The sequence below is a fragment of the Vibrio sp. D401a genome, assembly GCF_030248515.1.
In the GTDB taxonomy this organism is placed as follows: Bacteria; Pseudomonadota; Gammaproteobacteria; order Enterobacterales; family Vibrionaceae; genus Vibrio; species Vibrio rotiferianus.
Genome location: NZ_JAHGAI010000018.1, coordinates 44,279 through 61,527, shown reverse-complemented (window position 1 = coordinate 61,527; position 17,249 = coordinate 44,279). Strand labels below are relative to the sequence as shown.

18 protein-coding genes are annotated in these 17,249 nt (G+C 45.1%); 15 read left to right on the top strand and 3 right to left on the bottom strand.

What is annotated here, in order from left to right:
- Positions 1 to 36 precede the first annotated feature (36 nt).
- The 6 genes from truA to purF all read left to right on the top strand — a co-directional run bounded on the left by truA (position 37) and on the right by purF (position 5,975).
- Positions 37 to 831, top strand: a complete 795-nt coding sequence (gene truA, locus KIV41_RS08670) for a tRNA pseudouridine(38-40) synthase TruA (protein ID WP_010449526.1) — start codon at positions 37 to 39, stop codon at positions 829 to 831.
- 196 nt (positions 832 to 1,027) lie between these two features.
- Entirely contained in the window at positions 1,028 to 1,954 is a 927-nt protein-coding gene (gene accD, locus KIV41_RS08665; RefSeq protein ID WP_038887054.1) for an acetyl-CoA carboxylase, carboxyltransferase subunit beta, read from the top strand.
- A gap of 46 nt (positions 1,955 to 2,000) precedes the next feature.
- Positions 2,001 to 3,263, top strand: a complete 1,263-nt coding sequence (gene folC, locus KIV41_RS08660) for a bifunctional tetrahydrofolate synthase/dihydrofolate synthase (protein ID WP_285336088.1) — start codon at positions 2,001 to 2,003, stop codon at positions 3,261 to 3,263.
- Between the two features lie 14 nt (positions 3,264 to 3,277).
- Entirely contained in the window at positions 3,278 to 3,871 is a 594-nt protein-coding gene (locus tag KIV41_RS08655) for an SPOR domain-containing protein (RefSeq protein WP_010449519.1), read from the top strand.
- A 61-nt stretch (positions 3,872 to 3,932) separates the two neighbouring features.
- Entirely contained in the window at positions 3,933 to 4,424 is a 492-nt protein-coding gene (locus KIV41_RS08650) for a CvpA family protein (protein ID WP_009842584.1), read from the top strand.
- 36 nt (positions 4,425 to 4,460) lie between these two features.
- Positions 4,461 to 5,975 carry an amidophosphoribosyltransferase gene (gene purF / locus KIV41_RS08645; RefSeq protein ID WP_010449512.1) on the top strand — a complete coding sequence of 505 codons (1,515 nt, stop codon included), beginning with the start codon at positions 4,461 to 4,463 and terminating at the stop codon, positions 5,973 to 5,975.
- Between the two features lie 64 nt (positions 5,976 to 6,039).
- Here purF and KIV41_RS08640 read toward each other — a convergent pair whose 3' ends face one another.
- A complete protein-coding gene (locus tag KIV41_RS08640; RefSeq protein ID WP_010449511.1) occupies positions 6,040 to 6,915 on the bottom strand; it encodes a LysR family transcriptional regulator in 876 nt (291 codons plus the stop codon).
- A gap of 284 nt (positions 6,916 to 7,199) precedes the next feature.
- Between KIV41_RS08640 and KIV41_RS08635 the strand changes: the two genes are divergently transcribed.
- The 7 genes from KIV41_RS08635 to recR all read left to right on the top strand — a co-directional run bounded on the left by KIV41_RS08635 (position 7,200) and on the right by recR (position 13,027).
- Positions 7,200 to 8,306, top strand: coding sequence for a response regulator (locus tag KIV41_RS08635; RefSeq protein WP_038884270.1), 1,107 nt, complete (start codon positions 7,200 to 7,202; stop codon positions 8,304 to 8,306).
- Between the two features lie 215 nt (positions 8,307 to 8,521).
- A complete protein-coding gene (locus KIV41_RS08630) occupies positions 8,522 to 8,653 on the top strand; it encodes a hypothetical protein (RefSeq protein WP_010449509.1) in 132 nt (43 codons plus the stop codon).
- 15 nt (positions 8,654 to 8,668) lie between these two features.
- Positions 8,669 to 9,073, top strand: a complete 405-nt coding sequence (locus tag KIV41_RS08625) for a YbaN family protein (protein ID WP_156145158.1) — start codon at positions 8,669 to 8,671, stop codon at positions 9,071 to 9,073.
- 162 nt (positions 9,074 to 9,235) lie between these two features.
- On the top strand, positions 9,236 to 9,781 hold the full coding sequence (apt, locus tag KIV41_RS08620) for an adenine phosphoribosyltransferase (protein WP_045385826.1): 546 nt from the start codon (positions 9,236 to 9,238) through the stop codon (positions 9,779 to 9,781).
- Positions 9,782 to 9,789: 8 nt separating this feature from the next.
- A complete protein-coding gene (gene dnaX, locus KIV41_RS08615) occupies positions 9,790 to 11,985 on the top strand; it encodes a DNA polymerase III subunit gamma/tau (protein ID WP_285336087.1) in 2,196 nt (731 codons plus the stop codon).
- A gap of 82 nt (positions 11,986 to 12,067) precedes the next feature.
- Positions 12,068 to 12,397 carry a YbaB/EbfC family nucleoid-associated protein gene (locus tag KIV41_RS08610; protein ID WP_005380618.1) on the top strand — a complete coding sequence of 110 codons (330 nt, stop codon included), beginning with the start codon at positions 12,068 to 12,070 and terminating at the stop codon, positions 12,395 to 12,397.
- Positions 12,398 to 12,427: 30 nt separating this feature from the next.
- Positions 12,428 to 13,027: a recombination mediator RecR gene (gene recR, locus KIV41_RS08605; RefSeq protein WP_010449502.1), complete on the top strand. Its 600-nt coding sequence runs from the start codon at positions 12,428 to 12,430 to the stop codon at positions 13,025 to 13,027.
- 53 nt (positions 13,028 to 13,080) lie between these two features.
- Here recR and aqpZ read toward each other — a convergent pair whose 3' ends face one another.
- Both aqpZ and KIV41_RS08595 read right to left on the bottom strand, forming a co-directional pair.
- The gene (aqpZ, locus tag KIV41_RS08600; RefSeq protein WP_285336086.1) at positions 13,081 to 13,779 is read right to left on the bottom strand and encodes an aquaporin Z; all 699 of its coding nucleotides are present in this window, start codon (positions 13,777 to 13,779) and stop codon (positions 13,081 to 13,083) included.
- Between the two features lie 212 nt (positions 13,780 to 13,991).
- Complete coding sequence (locus KIV41_RS08595) at positions 13,992 to 15,251, bottom strand: aromatic amino acid transport family protein (protein WP_010449500.1); 1,260 nt, start codon at positions 15,249 to 15,251, stop codon at positions 13,992 to 13,994.
- A 315-nt stretch (positions 15,252 to 15,566) separates the two neighbouring features.
- Between KIV41_RS08595 and KIV41_RS08590 the strand changes: the two genes are divergently transcribed.
- Both KIV41_RS08590 and KIV41_RS08585 read left to right on the top strand, forming a co-directional pair.
- A complete protein-coding gene (locus KIV41_RS08590; protein ID WP_171359248.1) occupies positions 15,567 to 15,947 on the top strand; it encodes a RidA family protein in 381 nt (126 codons plus the stop codon).
- Between the two features lie 15 nt (positions 15,948 to 15,962).
- Entirely contained in the window at positions 15,963 to 17,240 is a 1,278-nt protein-coding gene (locus KIV41_RS08585) for a serine dehydratase subunit alpha family protein (protein WP_038884278.1), read from the top strand.
- Positions 17,241 to 17,249: the final 9 nt, after the last annotated feature.

The window sequence follows — 17,249 nt, the reverse complement described above, 5'->3', positions numbered from 1 at the left end:
ATACTTCCCGCCCCATTTTAGAGTTCGAAGGTTAAAATGAGAATCGCATTAGGTATCGAATATAACGGTACAAATTACTTTGGTTGGCAACGCCAAAGAGAAGTGAAAAGTGTCCAAGAAGAGCTAGAAAAAGCACTCTCTGTTGTCGCGAACCACCCTGTAGAAGTGCAGTGTGCTGGTCGTACAGATGCTGGTGTGCACGGCACAGGTCAAGTTGTTCACTTCGACACCAACGTAAGTCGAAAAATGGTTGCTTGGACAATGGGTGCAAATGCGAACATGCCAAGCGATATTGCTGTCCGTTGGGCGGTAGAAGTACCTGACGACTTCCATGCTCGATTCTCAGCAACTGCACGTCGTTACCGCTACATCATCTTCAATCATGCATTGCGTCCAGGTATCTTAAATTCGGGTGTGAGTCATTACCACGGTGATTTGGACGAGAAAAAAATGCACGAAGCTGGGCAGTACTTACTCGGTGAAAATGACTTCAGCTCATTTCGTGCTGCGCATTGTCAATCATTGAGCCCTTGCCGCAACATGATGCATCTCAATGTAACCCGTCATGGTGATTATGTTGTTATCGACATTAAAGCCAATGCTTTTGTTCACCATATGGTTCGCAATATTACTGGCAGCTTGATTAAAGTAGGCCGCGGTGAAGAAAAACCAGAGTGGATTAAGTCACTTTTAGAAGCGAAAGACCGCAAGTTAGCAGGAGCGACAGCAAAGGCGGAAGGTTTGTATCTGGTAGATGTGGACTATCCAGAAGAGTTTGGATTACCAAGAGTGCCGATCGGCCCCTTATTTTTGCCAGATAATTTGAACTAAATTCACGAACTTAATTCAAAATATCGGTACTTTAGAAGAGATCGCCGCGATAACCATTGTTGCGTCACCTGTATCAAAAATAGGTACAACCAGTTTTTTATCTACAGTCGCGGCAAGATATGTTTTAATCCGTCCGTAATATTCCGAATTTATATCTTTCGCAATGAAGCGGAAGAGTTGAGAGAAAAGGTCTTCCATGAGTTGGCTTGAAAAGATTTTAGAGAAAAGCAACCTTGTAAGTTCACGCAAAGCTTCTATCCCTGAAGGTGTGTGGACTAAATGTACATCTTGTGAGCAGGTGCTATACCATGCTGAACTTGAACGTAACCTAGAAGTTTGTCCTAAGTGTAACCACCACATGCGCATGAAAGCGCGTCGTCGTTTGGAGACTTTCCTAGACGAAGGTGAGCGCGTCGAGCTAGGTACAGAGTTTGAGCCGCAAGATAAACTGAAGTTTAAAGATTCCAAGCGCTACAAAGAGCGCATCTCTGCTGCTCAAAAGAACAGTGGTGAGAAAGATGCATTGGTTGTGATGCAGGGTGAACTGCTAGGCATGCCGCTTGTGGCGTGTGCGTTTGAATTCTCTTTCATGGGTGGTTCAATGGGTTCAGTTGTTGGTGCTCGCTTTGTAAAAGCGGTAGATGCTGCAATTGAAAACAACTGTGCACTTGTTTGTTTCTCTGCAAGTGGTGGTGCGCGTATGCAGGAGGCGCTTATGTCTCTAATGCAAATGGCGAAAACCAGTGCTGCACTTGAACGCCTTTCTGAGAAAGGTCTGCCATTCATCTCTGTACTTACAGATCCAACAATGGGTGGCGTATCAGCAAGTTTGGCGATGCTAGGTGACATCAATATTGGTGAACCTAAAGCGCTGATTGGCTTTGCTGGTCGTCGTGTTATCGAGCAGACTGTACGTGAAGATCTTCCTGAAGGCTTCCAGCGTAGTGAGTTCCTTCTGGAGCACGGTGCGATTGATATGATCGTTGACCGTCGTGAAATGCGTCAGCGTGTGGGTGGTCTAGTGGCTAAGCTAACTAACCACAAATCTCCTATGGTGGTTTCGGTTAACGAATCTCCAAATGAAGAGCCATATTCTGTACCAGAAGCGGACGAAAAAGGGTAAAGTATCAACTAACATAAAAACCAAAGAAATTAATGGTTAAAGTTAGATGACCCAAAACTCTATTCCTCAAGCCACATCCCCTCTAGCGGTGTGGCTTGATTATTTAACAAAACTCCACACTTCAGCAATCGACCTTGGCTTAGACCGCGTTCAAGCGGTAGCACAAAAAGCCAACCTCACTAAACCAGCTCCTACTGTGATTACTGTTGCCGGCACCAATGGCAAGGGTTCAACCTGTGCGCTGATGGAAGCCATTCTATTGGACGCTGGCTACTCAGTCGGTGTGTACAGCTCACCACACCTTATTCGCTACAACGAGCGTGTTCGTATCAATGGCCTTGATGCCGATGACAGCAAACACTGTGAAGCGTTCGACTACATCGAAAAACAGCGCGGCGATATCAGCCTAAGCTTGTTTGAATTCGGTACGTTAGCTGCTCTTCGTATTTTTCAAGTAGAGAAGGTGGATGTGGTTCTGCTAGAAGTTGGCCTTGGCGGTCGCTTGGACGCGACCAACGTGGTTGACCATGACGTGTCAGTTATCACTAGTTTGGCCATTGACCATGTTGACTGGCTGGGTGATGACATTAATGTGATCGGTTTTGAAAAAGCTGGCATTTACCGCGCGGGTAAACCTGCGATTTGTGGTCAACCAACGCCACCTGCATCGGTTGCTGCACACGCTGATGATATCCGCGCGGAATTCTATCAGGTTGGTATTCAATTCGATTACCACCAGACTGACAATGGTTGGAAGTGGTGTAGTGGCGCGTTCGGTCTTGATGATCTTCCGCTTCCTTCTCTGCCTTTACCAAATGCAGCTACTGCTTTAATGGCTCTCGGTGCTTCAGAATTGCAAATCACTGACATTAACATCGTTAATGGCTTGAATAATGCACGCCTAGCTGGCCGAATGCAGGTTCTGCAAAACAGTCCTGAAATCGTACTTGATGTTGCACATAACCCTCATTCAGCAGAATACTTAGTTGAGAAGGTAAAGCGCCAATACGTAGATAAAAACATCCACGTAGTGGTGGCGATGCTGCACGATAAAGACATCAAGGCAACAATCGAAGCGTTAAGCTCAATTGCTACACAATGGTATCCGTCATCGCTGACTGGCCCACGAGCGGCTACAGCAGAGGAACTATGCCAACACTTACCTCAAGGTCAAGTTCAGTTCCAAACGCCAGTAGAAGCGTTTGAGGACGCGAAAATACACGCGACTCAAGACGATGTCATTCTGGTGGTTGGATCCTTCCATACTGTGGGTGAAGTGTTGGAGCATTGGCAATCAAATAATGAGTAATCAAAGGTAATTTGATGGCAAGTAAATTCCAGAGTCGTTTAGTCGGCACCATCATTCTAGTCGCTGTAGGGGTTATCGTCCTTCCAGACGTACTAGATGGGAAGAAACTCCACTACAAAGAAGAGTTTGCCAGTATTCCTATTAAGCCTGAACTTGATAGCGATGTGGAAAACTTCGAAATTTTAAAACCTGTCGAAGATGATATTTCACTGCCTGACTCTCCAGTGACGGCGACAGTGAATGATTCAGAAGTCGTTGAAGCGGCGGTAGTTGAGTCGAATCAAACGACTGGGACGCAGTCAGAAGAAACGAAACAGCCTGAACAGGTGGAAGTCGCAGTTCGACCGATTGAAGAAAAAAACCAATATGAAGATTCAGCCTGGATCATTCAGTTGATGGCTCTGAAAAATCATGAGAATGCAGTTGCACTAGTAGAGGATTTACAGAAGCGTGGCTACCAAGCTCATGTGAAAAAAGAGAAAACCTTTACTCGTGTGATTGTTGGTCCTGATGTATCAAAAAGTAAACTTGAACGACAGGTCAAGGAATTACAAAAAATTACAGGCTCAAAAGGTCAATTGCTTAAATTTAAGCCATTAAATCCATAAGAAAACGTTTGCGTCAGCATTTTTTCTGTTAAAATGCGCGCCAACTTAAGATGAAGAAAACATGAATTGGTTAGATTTTGTCATTTTAGGTGTGATCGGATTTTCAGCTCTGATCAGTTTAGTTCGCGGTTTTGCTAAAGAAGCTTTGTCTTTGGTGATTTGGTTTGGAGCGTTTTTTATCTCCAGCAACTACTACGCCAAATTGGCGGTGTACTTCACCAACATCGAAGATGAAATGTTTCGAAACGGAGCCGCAATTGCGGCGTTATTCGTCGCAACCTTAGTGGTTGGTGCAGTGGTGAATTACGTCATTGGTCAACTGGTACAAAAAACAGGACTATCCGGCACCGATCGAATTCTTGGTGTGGTGTTTGGTGGTTTACGTGGAGTACTGATTGTTTCTGCGGTGCTGTTTTTTATGGATGCGTTTACTGCATTCCCAAGCTCGGATTGGTGGAAAGAGTCACAGTTGGTCCCAGAGTTCAGCCGTATCATCGCCCCATTCTTCGAGCACTTACAAGCAACATCAAGTTTTTTGTCTGGCACTATCTAGTAGTGCCAGCTACTGTCGCAAATCGAGGATTAGGACATGTGTGGTATTGTTGGAATCGTGGGCACAACGCCTGTAAACCAGTCTATTTATGACGCGTTAACGGTGTTACAGCATCGTGGCCAAGATGCCGCTGGTATTTGTACCATAGAAAGCAATCGTTTTCGTCTGCGTAAGGCGAACGGTTTAGTGAAGGATGTGTTTGAAGCCAAACACATGCAGCGCTTGCAAGGTGAGGTGGGTATTGGACATGTACGCTACCCAACTGCAGGCAGCTCAAGTGCCTCAGAAGCTCAACCTTTCTACGTAAACTCTCCTTTCGGTATTACACTTGCCCACAACGGGAACCTGACTAACGCGCACGAAGTTCGTCAGAAACTGTTTGAAAAAGACCGCCGCCACATTAACACCACTTCAGATTCTGAGGTCTTACTCAACGTATTGGCTCATGAAATCGACACAGTGAAGGGGAACGTTACTTCAGAAGATGTGTTCCGCGCCGTAACAAATGTACATCGTACAATCCGTGGTGCTTATGCCGTCGCTGCAATGATCATTGGGCACGGTATGATTGCATTTCGTGACCCACATGGAATCCGTCCACTTTGCCTTGGTAAGCGCGAAGAGAATGGCAAAACAGAATACATGGTGGCTTCAGAATCAGTAGCGTTAGATGCGGTTGGTTTTGATTTTGTACGTGACGTTGCACCAGGTGAAGCAATTTACGCAACGTTCGATGGTGAGTTGTTTACTAAGCAATGTGCTGACAATCCCAAGCTTAATCCATGCATCTTTGAGTTTGTTTACTTTGCTCGCCCAGATTCATTTATCGATAAAATTTCTGTTTACAGCGCACGCGTTGAGATGGGTAAGAAGCTCGGTGAACGTATCAGCGAAGACTACGCAGATCTCGATATCGATGTTGTTATCCCAATTCCAGAAACTTCTTGTGACATTGCTTTGCAAATTGCTCAAGCGATCGACAAACCATACCGCCAAGGTTTTGTGAAAAACCGTTATGTCGGCCGTACCTTTATCATGCCGGGTCAGCAGCAGCGTAAGAAATCTGTGCGCCGTAAGTTGAATGCGATTCGCTCTGAGTTTAAAGGCAAAAACGTACTACTTGTTGACGATTCTATAGTGCGTGGCACAACGTCTGAGCAGATCATTGAAATGGCGCGTGACTCGGGTGCGAATAAAGTATTTATGGTTTCTGCAGCACCTGAAGTTCGTTTCCCGAACGTATATGGTATTGACATGCCAAGTGCAACAGAATTGATTGCTCACGGTCGCGACAACGAGACCATTTGTAAGCAAATTGGTGCAGACGCGCTTATTTATCAGCGCCTTGATGATTTAGTTGAGGCGGTTGGCCTAGGTAACCAAGACATTGCTCAGTTCGATACCTCAGTATTTAACGGCGAATACGTTACTGGTGATATAGATCAGCAATATCTCGATTTCTTAGATGGTATGCGTAATGATGATGCGAAGACGGAACGCGAAATTCAACAAGATTTAGCGAACCTTGAACTGCATAATGAAGGCGCATAATCCACGACCTCTAAAGAAATAAAAAAACCAGAGCGAAGGCTCTGGTTTTTTTATGGCTCTTGACTTAGTGAATGTTGTAAGCGATCACGAAATCAATGAATAAGCGCACTTTTTCAGGAAGGTGGTCTTTGTGGTTGTAAAGCATGTAGATATCACGCGGGTTTGCGCTCCAATCTGGCAGAACGCGAACTAAATCACCACTCTCAATAAATTCTTTGATCATCACGTCAGGCATTAGGGTAATACCAAGGCTGTCTGAACAAGCGCTACGAACAACATTTAGCGCGTTAGCTTGGAAGCGACCTCGCTCGATGTTAACGACAGATTCACCCTTGCTGTTAATCAACGTCCACTTAAGAAGAGGGTGCCCTTTAAGTAGCGAGTGATTGCTAAGTTCTTCTGCATGAGTTGGGGCCGGGTTTGCAGATAAGTAGTCGGGACTAGCGACTAAAATATCTTTAACTTCGCCGATCTTACGTGCAATTAGACTTGAATCACGTTGAGGGCCTACACGGAAAATAACATCCCATTCGGTCGGATCAAGTTGATCTGCATTGCTTTCAGTTGTCAGTTCAATATTGATATCTGGGTACTGGCGCATAAAACCATTGAACATCGGCATCATCATGCGCTTAGTCAGATTATATGGCGCGGATATCTTTATCTTGCCAGACGCACCGCGGCATTCGTCGGTGATCTCTTCAGCTGCAGAAGTAAGGCGTTGAAGAAGGGGAGAGCACTCATGATAAAAACGTTCTCCGGCTTCTGTTAGAGACAGTTTTCGCGCATGGCGATTTAACAGTCGCAAGTTAACCGAATCTTCTAGCGCCTGAATACGTCGGGTGATGGTTGCCACCGGAATCATGGTCTTACGCGAAGTTGCGGTATAGCTCCCATTTTCGACAACTAATCGAAACAGGTTCAAATCATCTAATTTCATATTTCCAGACACTTTAAATTACCGTTTTTGGCTAATTTATAATTAACTTTGTGATCAAAGTTTGCTTTAAGTCAACATGTTGCATCATTTCAACACACGAGACATAGCTGAGTAAATACTGATAAAACATGCAATATTTGTATAAAACTCATTTTAAGGCTACGGTTTATAACAAGGTGAAAGGGCCTGATGTCTTGCTGCGCAACGTTTCGTGAGACGTAAATATAACAAAAATAATGACTTATTAATTTGTTTTTTGACTGAGCTTTGTGAGGTGTAAAGGTATGTATAAGACTCACAGTCAAACAGCAATAGCCTCGGCGCAAGAAGCGGTTAATCAGAAACTGATCATGTTAGTGGACGACGATCCGATTTTTCGCAAAGTGACTAGTGCTTATTTGGAAAGTCAGGGATTTAAGGTAGTAGAAGCTGAAAACGGGCTAGAAGCACTGCAACAACTTCGAAATAATGATCCCGACGTTATATTGTGTGATTTATCAATGCCAGTGCTCGATGGTATTGAGTTCGTCGAAGAGGTTAGTCTAGAGTATCCATCACTACCCCTTATTGTAGTTTCTGCTACCAATGAGATGTCAGATGTTGCGAAAGCCTTAAGGTTTGGAATAAAAGATTTCTTACCCAAACCCATTAGTAATTATGAACATCTCTATCAAGCAGTTGAAAACACCCTAGAGGATTCTGATTGTCATTTTTCAGAGCAACGCGATTTTTCAAGCCAGTGGTTCCGTGTTGATGATGGCGGCGAGATGCCAGATGAGCAGGAATTGCATTGGCACTTAGAGTATTTGCAAAACAACCCAAGCGCCGCTCGGGATCTGCTGCATGCTTTGCTGCCAGAGAAAGATACCACCCAAGGTGATTGGAAGTGTTCATATAGGTTGCTGCAATCCACTGACGTTATGCCTTTAGTATTTGATTATCGATGGTTGATGAATGGTCAGTTTGCATTTTACTTGGTGGATTCTGCTTCTCAGTCAGATAAAGGGGTAGCGACAACACTCCTTATTCGAGCTTTATTTGATGATTACCTGAGGAACCTGAAGAGCTTTAGTGCTGACCTTAAAGACCTTGTCGAGATTATTGAAAAAGGCATTCAGTGTTCAGAGTGTGCAGCGCCAGTCAATGCGGTATTTGGTGTGGCGGATCTGGCTTCTTCTTCAATATCTATACTACCAGCAGGCTTAGACAGCCAATGGATCAATGGCAATATGAACCACCATGTTCCTGCTGGATTGAGTTTAGGAGAGGGAAGTGTGAAGAACTTCGTTACCAAAGATCTAACCATTAACACCAATGGTCAGCTTTCAATAGGTTGTATCGGATCTTCAAGCTTTAGCCTCAGTATCATTCAGATGAGTCGGCTTATTTAGTTGTGGGAGTATATTTATACTGAAACGGCGCATTGCGCCGTTTTTTGTTGGTTCGTATCCGGCTTCTTATTCTATAAACCCTTACTTTTTGTTGGTGTTTAGCATTTGCTGTTTAAGGTATAGTCATCGCTTAAAACAATAATGACCCATTTGTGCAACGTTAATTTAACGCGGTGCGTTTGGGAGAAGTAAAGTCAACTAGTGAGAAGAAGCCCATGGCAGACAAAGAATTTAAAGAGCCTTATAATGTTTTTTACTTTTTAGGTTTTATTGCAGTCCTTTTGATCCCAACTCTACCTGCAACGTTAACCTGGCTTCGCGTAATGAACGGTTACGCAGGCTTTTAATTAAAAGATAGTTTATTGGAGTCCACCATTCGTATTAAGCGTTACTTTTTCAATATTGCAGGTGGACTCTGCATGATACTTGGCATTGCAGGTATCGTTCTTCCTTTGCTCCCGACCACACCTTTTATCCTTTTAGCGAGTGCCTGCTTTTTACGTGGTAGCCCGACATTTCATCGTTGGCTACACGAGCATAAAACTTTTGGGCCGATGTTAGAGAACTGGCACAAACATAGAGCGGTAACTCGAAAAGTTAAGCAACGTGGTGCGTTGTTTATCGTATTGAGTTTTACCGTATCAATTCTGGTTGCGCCCTTCATCTGGGTAAAAATTGCGCTTTTAGTGATGCTAATCGTTTTACTCAGTTGGTTTATGCGTCTACCTGTGACTGAGCTTGTTGCTGACAGAGAAGAAAATCACTAAGATTGTAGGGAATAGTGTGCCCGCTCTTCGAGTGGGCGTTTGTATTTTCAGCGCCTGTGATTTTTTAAAAAAGCACATGGTGGTGAAAACCTATTGTTGATTGCCCTCATAATATTGTGATTAGAACAGAGGGTGATGAGCCAATCTAAGTAAACCGGTATTATGACTACAGAAACAATTTCACTGATCAAATCTAGCATCAAAAGCATCCAAGACTACCCAAAACCAGGTATCCTTTTCCGCGACGTAACTAGCCTTCTTGAGGACGCAACAGCGTACCAAGCAACGATTAACCTATTGGTTGAGCGTTACAAAGACATGGGCTTTACTAAAGTTGTGGGTACAGAAGCTCGTGGTTTCCTATTCGGCGCACCTTTAGCGCTAGAGTTAGGCGTGGGTTTTGTTCCTGTGCGTAAGCCTGGCAAGCTTCCTCGCCCGACGGTTGCTCAATCATATGAGCTTGAATATGGTGTCGATACGCTAGAAATTCATACTGATGCAATCGTAGAAGGCGATAAAGTATTGGTTGTTGACGATCTGCTAGCAACTGGCGGCACAATTGAAGCAACAACGAAGCTTATCCGCCAACTAGGCGGTGAGTTAGAGCATGCTGCATTCGTTATCAACCTGCCAGAAATCGGTGGTGATAAGCGTCTAGAAGGTCTAGGCCTGAACGTATACAGCATTTGCGAGTTTGAAGGACACTAATACATTCAATGAGTTATTTAGCTTTAGCGCGAAAATGGCGTCCTAACAAGTTTGACCAAGTCGTAGGCCAGAACCATGTTCTGACGGCTTTAGAGAACGCGTTAGCGCAAAATCGCTTACACCATGCGTACTTATTTAGCGGCACTCGAGGCGTTGGTAAAACGTCGATTGGCCGACTGTTTGCTAAGGGCCTGAACTGTGAGACAGGTATTACTGCTAACCCTTGTGGTGAGTGTGATACTTGTCGTGAGATTGATGAAGGTCGTTTTGTTGACCTATTAGAGATTGACGCAGCTTCTCGTACTAAAGTTGAAGACACTCGTGAACTGTTAGATAACGTTCAATACAAACCCGCTCGCGGACGTTTTAAAGTGTACCTCATCGATGAGGTACACATGCTTTCGCGTCACTCTTTCAATGCACTGTTAAAAACGTTGGAAGAGCCGCCTGAGTATGTGAAGTTCTTGTTGGCGACCACGGATCCACAAAAACTGCCTGTGACGATTCTGTCACGCTGTTTACAGTTCCACCTTAAGCCAATCAGTGTTGATGACATTCATCAACAACTTGACCATATTCTGGAAAAAGAACAAGTCTCTGCAGAAGCAAGAGCACTTGGCATGATCTCGCACGCTGCAGATGGCAGTATGCGTGATGCATTGAGCTTAACTGACCAAGCGATTGCTCTAGGTAACGGTACAATTCAAACCGATATCGTGAGTCACATGCTTGGGACAATTGATACTGACCAAGCGATTCACTTACTTGAGTCGATCAGCAGTAAGCAACCTCAACAGGCGATGGATAAAATCCAGCAACTTGCATCGAATGGTGTGGAGTGGGATGGATTGTTACAACAACTGGCATCGCAGCTTCATCGTGTCGCGATGTACCAAGCTCTGCCATCGACCTTGGATCAGGCGCAACCTGATGCAGAAAAAATCGAATTATTAAGTAAAGCTCTAACGCCGCAAGATGTTCAGCTTTACTACCAAATTGCTTTAAAAGGGCGTGAAGATCTGACGTTGTCACCAAATGGTCGCGTCGGCATGGAAATGATTGTATTGCGTATGATGGCATTCCGCCCAGCAGCGAGTAATGGCGCAAACGTGATTTCTACATCATCACAGCCACAAGTCGCGCCAGCTGCGAGTACAAGTCAGCCAAAAGCGGCTCCGCAGCAGTCATCTCAACAGCCACCATCGCACCAGCAAGCATCCGTGTCTCAAGCGCCCGTGCAGCAAACGCAAAGCCGCCCAATGACATCGGCGCCGCAACAACAAGCTGTATCTCAGCCAATGAGCCAGCCTGCGGCGCACAACCCAAGTGCGATGAACGAAGCGCCACAGTACCAGCCTGAGTATCAGGGTGGCTACGACATGGTACCACCACAATATGATATGGCTCCGCCAGTGGGTGAGAACCCTGCACCAACGCAGCAAGCTCCTCAACAGGCTCAGCCACAAGAAAGTGCTCCAGCCCCAGCTCGTGGTAACTTGAGTGGTTTGCGTCATCAATTGCGTTCGCAACGTCAAGGGCAGCAGCAAGCACCAAATCAAACTGGTGGTCCAAAAAAGTCTAACGCGACATCTGCACAAAAAGAATCGGTTATTGACCGTCTAGCGCAATTGCATGGCAATTCCGCGCAGGTGTCGCCCAAATCTGCTCCTCAAGCTGAAAAACAAGCACCAGAGGATGAAGCGTACCGTTGGCGTCCAACCAAACCGGTTGAAAAGAAAGCCAATACGCAGTTGACACCTACGCAGCTCAAGCAAGCGCTAGAGCATGAAAAGACGCCAGAGATGGCTCAGAAGCTTGTTGATGAATCGCTAGAGAAAAGCGAATGGGCGAACTTAATTAGCCAAATGAATACCCCAAAATTAGTGGAACAATTGGCATTAAACTCGCATTTCAACAAAGAAGGCTCGACAGTTTCGCTACAATTAAGAGGCAGTCAGGCACACTTGAATACCGACAGAGCGCAAAGTGAGCTTCTGAGCGCACTGAACAATGTGTTGGGAGAAGAGTGTCACCTGAGCATCGGAGTCGGCGAAAACGGTGAGACGCCGCTTGAGTTGAGAGACAGGCTCTACCAAGAAAAATTACAACAAGCTCTGAACAGCTTAGAGAACGATCCACATGTTCAGTTCATCGAACGTCGATTTGCAGCAGAGCTTGATAAAGATAGTGTTCGTCCTATCTAAAAATTGAACGGAATGGGGTTGAAAACGTAATGTGATAACCCCATTAACAGATGCAACACCTAATTAAACCAGAGAGATAAACATGTTTGGTAAAGGCGGTATGGGCAACCTAATGAAGCAAGCCCAGCAAATGCAAGATCGCATGCAAAAGCTTCAAGAAGAAATCGCGAATATGGAAGTAACTGGCGAGTCTGGTGCTGGTCTAGTTAAAGTTACAATCACTGGCAGCCACAGTGTGCGTCGTGTAGACATTGACGAAAGTCTGATGGAAGACGACAAAGAGATGCTAGAAGATCTTATTGCTGCAGCATTCAACGATGCAGCACGTCGCGTTGAAGAGACTCAAAAAGAGAAAATGGCTTCTGTAACTGGCGGTATGCAACTACCACCAGGTATGAAGATGCCATTCTAATCTGCTGAATCTTAATTAAGCGGATTTTTAATGCGTACCAGTCATATGCTGGAACAATTGATGGAGGCCTTACGTTGTCTACCTGGGGTTGGCCCCAAGTCGGCGCAACGTATGGCCTTTCATTTGTTACAGCGTGATAGAAAAGGCGGTTTGCAACTGGCAGACGCGCTGAGTCAGTCCATGACAGAAATTGGTCATTGCACTGAGTGCCGTACTTTTACTGAAGAAGAAGTCTGCCATATCTGTACTAACCCAAAACGCCAAGAAAACGGTCAAATTTGTGTAGTAGAAAGCCCAGCAGACATTGCAGCAGTAGAAGCCACTGGTCAATACTCCGGTCGGTACTTTGTGCTGATGGGGCACTTATCACCCCTAGATGGTATTGGCCCAAGTGATATTGGCCTTGATGTGTTGGATTACCGTCTCCGTCGAGGTGATGTTTCTGAAGTGATTCTCGCCACCAACCCAACGGTGGAGGGGGAAGCAACAGCACATTACATCGCAGAGCTGTGTAAAGAACATCAAGTTGATGCAAGCCGCATTGCCCACGGTGTACCAGTCGGTGGCGAGCTTGAGCTCGTGGACGGGACAACCTTGTCACACTCCCTTCTGGGGCGACACAAGATTTAATAAAAAAGCCGCTGAATTCAGCGGCTTTTTTGATCTTGCGGTTTGCGAACTACTTAATCGTTTGATTCTTTACCTAGAAGATTCTTGTAGATAAGCGCACCTAGAATACCGCCCACGATTGGTGCTACCCAGAAGAGCCATAGCTGAGACACAGCCCAGTCACCAACAAACACCGCAACACCAGTACTGCGTGCTGGGTTAACCGAAGTGTTAGTCACAGGAATACTGATTAGGTGGATAAGAGTCAAACACAGACCGATCGCGATAGGTGCAAAGCCTTGCGGTGCGCGTTTGTCTGTCGCGCCCATGATTACGATAAGGAACATCATCGTCATCACCACTTCAGTCACAAGTGCCGCCATCATTGAGTATTGACCTGGAGAATGTTCACCGTAGCCGTTTGAAGCGAAGCCCGAACCAACAACCTCAAATCCTGCTTGGCCGGTCGCGATAACATAAAGCACGCCACCTGCAATCACACCACCGACAACTTGAGCAATGATATAAGGTACAACGTCTTTAGTGTCGAAACGGCCGCCAGCCCATAAACCGACAGTCACAGCTGGGTTTAGGTGACAGCCAGAGATATGGCCGATAGCAAATGCCATGGTAAGAACGGTCAAACCGAAAGCAAAAGAAACACCTAATAGGCCAATGCCCACGTCTGGAAAGCCAGCAGCCAGTACAGCACTGCCACAACCACCAAGTACTAACCAAAAAGTACCAAACACCTCTGCTATGTATTTATTCATATTGTTTCCTATGCGGATTGAGATTACCCGCTGAACATAGTTGAGAATTGTCAGAAAAGTGTGAGCTAGCACTCGGAAATTAAGCAGATTGCGAGATTTGGGTAAACTCGTCTCAGGTATGAAACAGAATTGTCGCGAACGGAGAGGGGAAAAATAAAGACGAAAACCTCGGCTACCACTTAGATAAATGATAACCGAGGCGAGAGGATGGATTAACTAAAAGCGATAAACGGTGAGATACACAGCAAAATGCCTGTAGCAATGATTAGGTATAAAGAAGCACCTTTGTATTTATGCAGAGAAGGCACTTGATACACTAGGTAAGCTGGGATCAAACAACCAATCAGACCAAAGATAGGGCTACATACTGAAGTAAAGCTCAGCACAGGTAAATTCAGAACTATAGCACCCCATGCCATCAATATCGCGAATAAGATAATGCCTTTTGTCACAAGCTCCTTGTTGATTTGCTCTTCTGGCATGACCTTCTTAAGAGCGAGCATGGCTAAGCCTTGGCAAGAATCACGGAAACCAAGGTATACGCCGAAGAATGCAGTCATCACTGAGAAGATATTGAGCATTAGGCTTAGAAGTTTCAGAGTTGTGCCGTCCATCCCCTGAGCTACCATCGCCAAGGCTGAGATGTTTTCTTCTGCTGCTTTGACTGCCTGTTCATGAGACATTGCTAAGGTAAATGAAATTGCGTAGAAGAACACGGTGACAAACAAAATACCGAAGGCAAGCTTCATCGCGCGCATTGCTTTGAAGCGTGCAACTTCAATCGACTTCTCTTTAGAACGGTAAGAGATCACCATTGGGCTTAAGCTTTGAATGAACAAGATAGAAGTGAGCGTGAACGGCAATAGCTCTATGGCATCTTTCAAGCCAGCACCTGCTGTTGGTACGCTACCCACGTTTGCTAAATCCCACTTCTCAATCATCATGAAGCCAAGCAATGCAACAGTACACAATTTGATTAATACCAATCCTGTACTGACTTTGAATAGGATCTTCTCACCACGAGAAGCGATGGCTACCAAAGCACAAACCAAAGCTAGACCGTACAGCGGATTTTCTGACAATAGCCCTTTGGTTACGCCAAAACTATGTAGGAAGGAAGCTGAATCGTTGTTGATCGCAGTGGAATAGACAAATACCCAGATCACCAACATGATGAAGTAGAGCATGCCTAATAATGCTCCCCATTTATTACCTAGGTAACCGGAGATGACACCTGCGTAATCTTGGCATTTTGGTGAAGTGGATAAGGTATTGATGAAGAGGCGTTGGAATAGATACATTGCAGGGTAGCCAATTACTGCAGAGGCTAGGAACACCCATAGGCCAAGCACGCCAACCTTAACGGGGAGGAACACAATACCTGCACCGATAGCCATACCGATACTCATGATAACCCAACCCCAGTCGGTGCTATCAAACTTAGTTGCGGCTCTCCATTCTTCTGCCGTCATGCCAGCTTTAACGTGAGGCGGTTCATTTGTTATTGGAAGAGTTTGTGTAGGAACAGTAACGCTCATTGTCGTTTTCTCTTTGTTTGTATGAATTTTTCTCAAATCTATTTGAGAAAAACTTTAGCAACAATTTTTTTGTGGAAAATTCAGATGAATTTGAGATCTCGACAAAAATACTCAATAAAATCTGAAAAAAGATCGATTTATGTGATCTGAGGTAGTTGTTGTATTCGCATTTAGTTGAAAGAATAGCTTTGAAATGACAGCTTACTTAAGAGCTTTTAGATTAAAACTAAAAATTATGTGAGGATTAACATGAAAGAATTGATCGCTTCAGAGCACGCTCCAGCCGCTATTGGCCCTTATTCACACGGTACCGCTTATGGTGACTTGATTTTTACTTCTGGTCAGCTTCCTGTTGATAGCGCGATAGGCAAAGTGGTTGAGGGCGGCATTACTGCTCAGAGCCATCAATCTTTGACGAACTTGAAACACGTCTTAGAAGCGGGTGGCGGTAGTATTGATACTGTTTTAAAAACAACTTGCTACCTAGCAAACATCAGTGATTTTGCTGAATTCAATAAAGTGTATGCAGAGTTTTTCAATAAAGATTGCCCTGCACGCAGCTGCTTTGCGGTGAAAGATCTTCCGCTAGGTGTGTTGATTGAAGTTGAAGCGATTGCTTGCAAGAAGTAATACGGAGAAAAAAGCATGAATCAGCAATGGAACCAATATATCCAAATCATTAAGCAAGTCGTAAAACCTGCGCTCGGATGTACAGAACCCATTGCTGCTGCATATGCGGCAGCAGTTGCAAAGCGTGAGCTTGGAAGCCAGACCCCAGACAGGATTGAAGTTCGTGTCTCTGACAATTTATTTAAAAACTCGATGGGAGTTTATGTTCCCGGAACCGGGAAAATTGGTCTTAAGATCGCTGCGTCAGTTGGTGCGTTGGCAGGAGATCCTAATGCAGAACTTGAGGTTCTTGCCAAAATTAATCAAGACGACGTAACTGCCGCCCAGCAACTGATCGATCAAGAGCGTGTTAGTGTTGCACGTATCGACACACAAGAATTTATCTTTTGCAGCGTGACTATGACAGCTGGGGATGAAGTCGTTTCAGTGACGATCAGTGGCGGACATACCAACATTATTCAGATTACTCGTAACGGTGAAGTGACGTTTGATGCACCTCAGCAACAGCGTGTTGCAACAGGATCGATTTGCGAAGGCGTCGATATCTCGATTAAACAAATCTACGAATTTGCACTTCAAGCGCCTTTTGAAGACATCAAATTTATTCTAAAAGCGGCGGAGTTAAATAGTTCTTTGGCGCAAGAAGGGATCGATCGCGGTTACGGTTTGGAGATAGGAAGAACGCTGAAAGGCAACATCGATCAAGGTTTGCTTGGCAATGATTTGATGAGCCGAATTCAGATGATGACGTCTGCGGCATCCGATGCTCGAATGGGTGGTGCGACACTGCCTGCTATGAGCAACTTTGGCAGTGGAAACCAAGGTATCGCAGCAACGGTTCCTGTCGTTATTGCTGCAGAAGCGTTCCAAAGCAGTGAAGAGCAGCTAGCACGCGCATTGATAATGAGTCATCTTGGCGCGATTTATATCAAATCCTACTACCCACCATTGTCTGCTTTCTGTGGCAACACTGTAACCAGCGCGGCGGCATCCATGGCGTTAGTGTATTTGGCAGGCGGCTCGTTTGAACAGTCATGTTATGCGATTCAGAACGTAATTAGCGACAGTTCGGGCATGGTATGTGATGGGGCGAAATCATCCTGCGCGATGAAAGTCTGCACTTCCTCTACCACCGCGGTACGCTCATATTTGATGGCGATGGGTAACCACAGCGTGAAGAATCAAGGTATAGTAGGCGATGAAGTTGAACAAACGATAAGAAATGTAGGTTCAATGGTTAGACTTGGTATGCCATATACTGACAAATCTATAATCGATATTATGTCGGCCTAGCCTCAACGT

Bases quoted from the DNA above. Each gene is read 5' to 3' on its own strand.
- recR (WP_010449502.1), top strand. From the start codon at position 12,428: ATGCGTACCAGTCATATGCTGGAACAATTGATGGAGGCCTTACGTTGT.
- apt (WP_045385826.1), top strand. From the start codon at position 9,236: ATGACTACAGAAACAATTTCACTGATCAAATCTAGCATCAAAAGCATC.
- KIV41_RS08640 (WP_010449511.1), bottom strand. From the start codon at position 6,915: ATGAAATTAGATGATTTGAACCTGTTTCGATTAGTTGTCGAAAATGGG.
- KIV41_RS08635 (WP_038884270.1), top strand. From the start codon at position 7,200: ATGTATAAGACTCACAGTCAAACAGCAATAGCCTCGGCGCAAGAAGCG.
- KIV41_RS08655 (WP_010449519.1), top strand. From the start codon at position 3,278: ATGGCAAGTAAATTCCAGAGTCGTTTAGTCGGCACCATCATTCTAGTC.
- aqpZ (WP_285336086.1), bottom strand. From the start codon at position 13,779: ATGAATAAATACATAGCAGAGGTGTTTGGTACTTTTTGGTTAGTACTT.
- KIV41_RS08630 (WP_010449509.1), top strand. From the start codon at position 8,522: ATGGCAGACAAAGAATTTAAAGAGCCTTATAATGTTTTTTACTTTTTA.
- truA (WP_010449526.1), top strand. From the start codon at position 37: ATGAGAATCGCATTAGGTATCGAATATAACGGTACAAATTACTTTGGT.
- KIV41_RS08585 (WP_038884278.1), top strand. From the start codon at position 15,963: ATGAATCAGCAATGGAACCAATATATCCAAATCATTAAGCAAGTCGTA.
- accD (WP_038887054.1), top strand. From the start codon at position 1,028: ATGAGTTGGCTTGAAAAGATTTTAGAGAAAAGCAACCTTGTAAGTTCA.
- dnaX (WP_285336087.1), top strand. From the start codon at position 9,790: ATGAGTTATTTAGCTTTAGCGCGAAAATGGCGTCCTAACAAGTTTGAC.
- KIV41_RS08610 (WP_005380618.1), top strand. From the start codon at position 12,068: ATGTTTGGTAAAGGCGGTATGGGCAACCTAATGAAGCAAGCCCAGCAA.
- KIV41_RS08595 (WP_010449500.1), bottom strand. From the start codon at position 15,251: ATGACGGCAGAAGAATGGAGAGCCGCAACTAAGTTTGATAGCACCGAC.
- KIV41_RS08590 (WP_171359248.1), top strand. From the start codon at position 15,567: ATGAAAGAATTGATCGCTTCAGAGCACGCTCCAGCCGCTATTGGCCCT.
- purF (WP_010449512.1), top strand. From the start codon at position 4,461: ATGTGTGGTATTGTTGGAATCGTGGGCACAACGCCTGTAAACCAGTCT.
- KIV41_RS08650 (WP_009842584.1), top strand. From the start codon at position 3,933: ATGAATTGGTTAGATTTTGTCATTTTAGGTGTGATCGGATTTTCAGCT.
- folC (WP_285336088.1), top strand. From the start codon at position 2,001: ATGACCCAAAACTCTATTCCTCAAGCCACATCCCCTCTAGCGGTGTGG.